Consider the following 5,158-nt stretch of genomic DNA (forward strand, 5'->3'; position numbering starts at 1 on the left):
AGTCACTTTCATTTGTCTTGCCAAATGAAAGTAACCAAAGCAAAGGCGCCTGAAAACCATACGGTTCGTTCAGTCTCGCTTCGGACAACACTGACACTTCGGCTGCACATCCCCGTTCATTGGGATTGTTGTTCTCCCGTGCCCCTCGTCTCGCTCGCTTCGCATCGCATCGTCTCGCGCCTGCGCTCGCCATGTGTCTTGGCGAAGCGCAGCGAGCCGGGTGGAGAAGAACGGCCAACAATCCCGTTGAACGTGGATGTGCAGCCGAAGTGGCAGTGTTGTCCGCAGCGTGAAGAACGAACCGTGGGTGTTGTATTGAAGCCCTTTGCTTTGGTTACTTTCATTTGGGCTTCAAATGAAAGTGACTCGCCCGCCGGGGCGAGACCCGGCCCCTCGCCCGGGCAGGGCAAAAGAAAACGGACCCCGAAGGATCCGTTGAAAGCACTTTTCAGCGCCAGGAGGAGATCAAGAAAACAAAAGTCGCTAACTCACACTACCCAGGGAAAAACAGAAATCGTTGAGAGCTTATCGACCGCCTTGCGGCCGACTTGAGCGCACAGGCGCTCAGTGCATCTGGATGCCACCGCTGGCCTTGCCCTTGCCAGCACGTGCCGGCGGGTTGCACAGGCCGCACACGTAGTGCTTCGAAATCTCGTGCGGGTGGCTGACGAAATGGCCGCCGCACTTCGAGCACTTGGTCATCGTCAACATGCCGTTGTCGACGAACTTCACCAGGCGCCAGGCGCGGGTCACCGACAGCAGCGCTTCCAGGCCCTGTGCCTGGGTCTGCTCGGAGTACAGCTGGTAAGCCTTGATGACGGTGTCGATCTCGTCCATCTCGGCCACCTTGTTCAGGTATTCGTGGATGTTCAGGAACAGCGAGGCATGGATGTTGGGCTGCCAGGTCATGAACCAGTCGGTGGAGAAAGGCAACTGACCCTTGCTCGGCGACTTGCCGGAGACTTCCTTGTACAGGCGCAGCAGGCGCTCGTAGGACAGGTCGGTTTCAGATTCCAGAACCTGCAGGCGAGCACCCAGGTTGATCAGCGTGACAGCGCGTTCGATCTGCTTGGCTTCGGTCAGGATGCTCTTGGTGCGGGTCATGTCTCTCTCCGGAATCTTGTGTGGTGTGGCAGTTTTTCGGCAGTCGCGAAGCTCAGGCGGCTTCGTGGTGGCGGCCAGCCATCAGGATGCTGGCGTGCAGGCGGCTCGTCGTGTCGTTCGAGGCAGCCTTGCCGTGGTTGGTCAGCAGACCCCAGACCAGGTCGTCGTCCATGCGGAAACGGCACAGCAGCGTGTTGCTGGCAGCCACCTTCATCATCTGCGCCGGCGTCAGCAGACCGATCAGGGAAGCGCTCTCGTCGCTGATGCCCAGGCGGTACAGCGCTTGTTCGCGGTCGCTGCGGATCAGGCTCTGGGCCAGCATCAGGTACGACAGATTGGCTTCACGGATTTCGGTCAGGATTTGGTCGGCGTTCATGTCTCGTTCCTTGGTGTTCGTTGCGGGTTACTTGCTACTTGTCTCAACGTGGAACGAATTGTGAAGACGCAAGATGGACCCAAACATCAGGTCAGTTCTGTCGCTTGAGTCCAGCTTCTTCCATGGCCCCTGTCAGGCAAATTCCTACACGGCTGCCGGGGAAGCTGAAGCGCGAACGCAAGTGCTTGTCGCAGAAAGAAAAAAGACCGCCTGGGCGGTCTTTTCCGGTAGGTCAAGAGGGTTTTTCAGGCGGGTTTCACGCCGAAAGGGCTGCCAGGTCGGCCGCGTAGGCGTCGGACATGTCGTCCGGCAGCGCGAAATCGGCCCGCATCACCCGGGCGGTGGTGCGCTCGCGCAGCGAGGTCTCCACCTTGGCCAGCACGACGCGCATGAAGGCAGCGCGCTCCTTCGGGCATTCGCGCAGCGCGTCGTCGAGGTAGTGGAACTGCGCCAGCTGGAAGCGGTGCTCGAACCAGCCGAGGTACCAGAACCAGTCGGTGTAGTAGAGCCACGATTTCTCGTTCAGCGCGCGCAGGTGGGTCGGGTCCTGCCAGGCCGTCGCCGCGTGCTCGTACGGCACCTCGATGACGAACTGGCCGCCGGTCTTCAGCAGCGCCAGGCAGTTGCCCATCAGCGTCGGCAGGTCGGGCACGTGCTCGAGCACGTTGTTCGCGAAGATCATGTCGACGCTGTCCTCGGCCAGCAGCACATTGCCGCCGTACGACGAACTGGCCCGGTGCGGCCATGGCACCGGCTGACCGAGGTCGAGCACCAGGTCGGGCTGGGCGCGCTCGAGGATGTCGATGTTGAACCAGCCGGGCTTGTAGTCCTTGCCCGAACCGAGGTTGATCCGAGTCGGCCGCCATGGCTCCTGCGGCCGGCGCTCCTGGTGCACGCGGGCGTAGCCGACCGCGAACGCCATGATGTCGGCATAAGCCTCGAGCGGGTCGGTGGCCTCGAAGCGCTGCAGCTGCGCGCGCGCAGCCTCGTGGAACGCCGGGGTGCCGAAGTGCGAACCGAAGACCTCGTCGAGGCTGGCTTCGTCGAACCAGGTCACGCAGTCCTCGAAGGCGGCATGCGGGCGCGTCTGCGGCCGGCGTTCGGACAGCACCGGCGTGCCCAGCGACAGGCAGTGCGACACCCGGGCCTGCTCGAAGCGGCTGGCCGGGTAGAAGTGCAGGTTGACGACCGCCTTCGCCTGCAGGATCAGCTGGTCGCGCTCCGGACCGTACAGCGGCTGCTCGAAGCGCGTGACGCGCCGGCCGGTGGCCTCGATGCGCTGCAGCATCTCGAGGCGGCGCGGGTTCAGCGCGCCGATGAACAGCAGGTCGATCGGGCGCTCTTCCAGCGGCAGCGTCTGTACCGGCTTCAGGTAGGGCGCGAACAGCAGCGGGAACATCGGCACGTCGTCGGCATGGTCGGTGTAGGCGGCGATGTTGTCGGCGTCGTACTCGACGACCGCCGAGCCGCGCAGCAGCGCCAGGTAGTCGCCGCCGACCGGCGCGCCGTCGCGGCCGAGCTGCTCCAGGTTCACGAACACGCAGGTGTAGCGCTCGCGCGCCGCGGCGTCGAAGCCGAGATGGGCACCGAACACGAAGTTGATCGCGTCATGGCGCAGCCGGTTCTTCGCGAGGCTCACCTCGGCGCCCATGCGGCGGAACTGGTGGCGGAAGTAGCGGGCCTGGTCGAGGAAGCCGAGCGAATGCACGTAGCCTGCGGGCTGCATGATGCACAGGTGGATGGCGGGCAGCTCGATCGTGCTCATGCGGAGGCTCCTTCGGCGTGTTGCGGGGCGAGGGCGATGTGGTCGGGCGGCAGCCCCTGCGACCAGCGCTCGGCCATCGCCCACAGCAGGCGGCCGAAATCGCGGGTCCAGGTGTCGCTGTCGAACAGCGGCGCGCTGTCGCGGGCTGCGATCAGGTGGTCGCGCAGCGCCTGGCGCGCGCCAGCGTCACCGGCCAGCTCGAGGATGCGCGCCTCGTAGTCGGCGATCGTCGGGCAGGCCAGTTGCGGCAGGCCGACCGCATCGAGCAGGCTGGCGGCCACGCGCGATGCGAAGGTCTCGCCGRCATACGTGACGACCGGCAGCCCGGCCCACAGCGCATCGCTGGCGGTGGTGTGGCCGTTGCACGGCCAGGTGTCGATGAAGAGGTCGGCGAGCGCCAGGCGGCTCAGGTGCTCGCGCAGCCCGATCTTCGGGGCGAACACCAGGCGCTGCGGATCGATGCCGCGCGCGGCGGCCTCGGCGCGCAGTTGTGCCGGCGAGTGGTCGTTCCATTGCAGCAGCCACAGCACGGCATCCGGCAGGCGGTGCAGCAGGCGGCACCAGACGTCGAACACCTCGGGCGACAGCTTGAACGGCTGGTTGAAGCCGCACAGCACCAGGGCGTCGTCGGGCAGACCGGCCTGCGCGCGGCTGTACGGGCCGGGCAGCGGCCGCTGGCGGTCGTTCGGCTGGTAGCAACCCGGCATCAGCGCGAGCTTCTCGCTGAAGTGGGCGGCGTTCGCGAGCGGCGAGACGATCGCATCGCCGACGAAGTAGTCGATGCCGTCGGCCGGCGCCGCGCCGGTCGTGCCGGGGAAGCCGAGGAAGCTGAGCTGCACCGGTGCCGCGCGGTGGCCGAAGATCGCGAGCCGCGCATCGCGCGTGTGACCCTTCAGGTCGACCAGCACGTCGATCTCGTCATGCCGCACTTGCTGCGCGACCTCCAGGTCGCTGCGCTTCGCCACGTCGACGAAGCGGCCGGCGTTGCGCAGGCGCGCGCGCATCGGGCTGCCGTCGTCCGGACCGTGCGAATACAGCGTGATGTCGAAGCGGCTGCGATCGAGCTTCTCGAACACCTCGGCCATCAGGATCGCGGTGGCGTGCTGGTGGAAGTCGGCCGAGACGAAGCCCACGCGCAGCCGTGCGGGCAGCGGGCGCGGCGCGACGGGCGCGAAGGCTTCCACGCGGCGCGTCTGGAAGCGCCAGCACGAACGAGCGACGCGTCGCTGCGCGACCGGGTCGCCGGTGACCGTGACCTGCGCGAACACCGAGGCCCAGCTCGCGGCGTCGTCGGGCAGCGCATCAGCCAGCCGCTGCAGTGCGGCGACGTCGGCCTGCGCGTTCTGCCAGCGGCACAGCTCGCGCTCGACGAAGGCGAGCAGGCCCTGCGCGGCCAGGTCGCCCTGGCCGAGGCCGAGGACCAGCGCGGTGCGAAAGCATTCGGTCGATTCCTGCTTCATGCCCAGCGCGTTGAACGACAGGCCCAGGCGGTAGTGCGACAGCGCATGGTCGACGTTGCGCGACAGCGCCTCGAACAGCGCGGCGATCGCGGCCTGGTGCTGCCCGGCATTGAACAGCGCTTCACCGAGGTTCTGGTAGTACTCGGCGCCGCGCGGCGTCTGCTCAGGCTGCTGCTGCAGGCAGTTCGCGGCCTCCGCGTAGCGGTGCTGCGCACTCAGGCAATCGGCCGCGATCATGCGGGCCAGCGCATCGTCGGGCTTCAGCGCGAGCGCCGATTGCGCGCTGCGCAGCGCCTTGTCGTGCGTGCCGTTCTTCATCTGCGCGCGTGCGAGGTTCAGCAGGTAGACGGTGTCGCGTGGGTTGCGTTCGCTCGCGCGGTGGAAGGCGTGCTCGGCCTTCGCCCAGTCGCCGGCCTTCGCGTGCGCCAGGCCTTCTTCCCAGTCGCGCTGTGC

4 protein-coding genes and 1 pseudogene are annotated in these 5,158 nt (G+C 66.4%); 1 reads left to right on the forward strand and 4 read right to left on the reverse strand.

The window, feature by feature from the left end; translation table 11 throughout:
- A pseudogene (locus AC1D12_RS24215) lies at positions 1-552 on the forward strand (hypothetical protein); the annotation flags it as partial.
- A gap of 12 nt (positions 553-564) precedes the next feature.
- Here AC1D12_RS24215 and flhC read toward each other — a convergent pair.
- The 4 genes from flhC to AC1D12_RS24235 form a co-directional block, all read right to left on the reverse strand.
- Positions 565-1,104, reverse strand: a complete 540-nt coding sequence (flhC, locus tag AC1D12_RS24220) for a flagellar transcriptional regulator FlhC (RefSeq protein ID WP_047510166.1) — start codon at positions 1,102-1,104, stop codon at positions 565-567.
- Positions 1,105-1,156: 52 nt separating this feature from the next.
- Positions 1,157-1,480 carry a flagellar transcriptional regulator FlhD gene (gene flhD / locus AC1D12_RS24225; RefSeq protein ID WP_047510164.1) on the reverse strand — a complete coding sequence of 108 codons (324 nt, stop codon included), beginning with the start codon at positions 1,478-1,480 and terminating at the stop codon, positions 1,157-1,159.
- Positions 1,481-1,736: 256 nt separating this feature from the next.
- The gene (locus tag AC1D12_RS24230; protein ID WP_477843366.1) at positions 1,737-3,245 is read right to left on the reverse strand and encodes a class I SAM-dependent methyltransferase; all 1,509 of its coding nucleotides are present in this window, start codon (positions 3,243-3,245) and stop codon (positions 1,737-1,739) included.
- Positions 3,242-5,158, reverse strand: a 1,917-nt coding sequence (locus AC1D12_RS24235) for an O-linked N-acetylglucosamine transferase, SPINDLY family protein (protein WP_477843368.1), incomplete at its 5' end; no start/stop codon positions are given. The genes AC1D12_RS24235 and AC1D12_RS24230, both read right to left, overlap by 4 nt.

The sequence above is a fragment of the Rhizobacter sp. P1_G5 genome (assembly GCF_056405435.1).

Bases quoted from the DNA above. Each gene is read 5' to 3' on its own strand.
- flhC (WP_047510166.1), bottom strand. From the start codon at position 1,104: ATGACCCGCACCAAGAGCATCCTGACCGAAGCCAAGCAGATCGAACGC.
- flhD (WP_047510164.1), bottom strand. From the start codon at position 1,480: ATGAACGCCGACCAAATCCTGACCGAAATCCGTGAAGCCAATCTGTCG.
- AC1D12_RS24230 (WP_477843366.1), bottom strand. From the start codon at position 3,245: ATGAGCACGATCGAGCTGCCCGCCATCCACCTGTGCATCATGCAGCCC.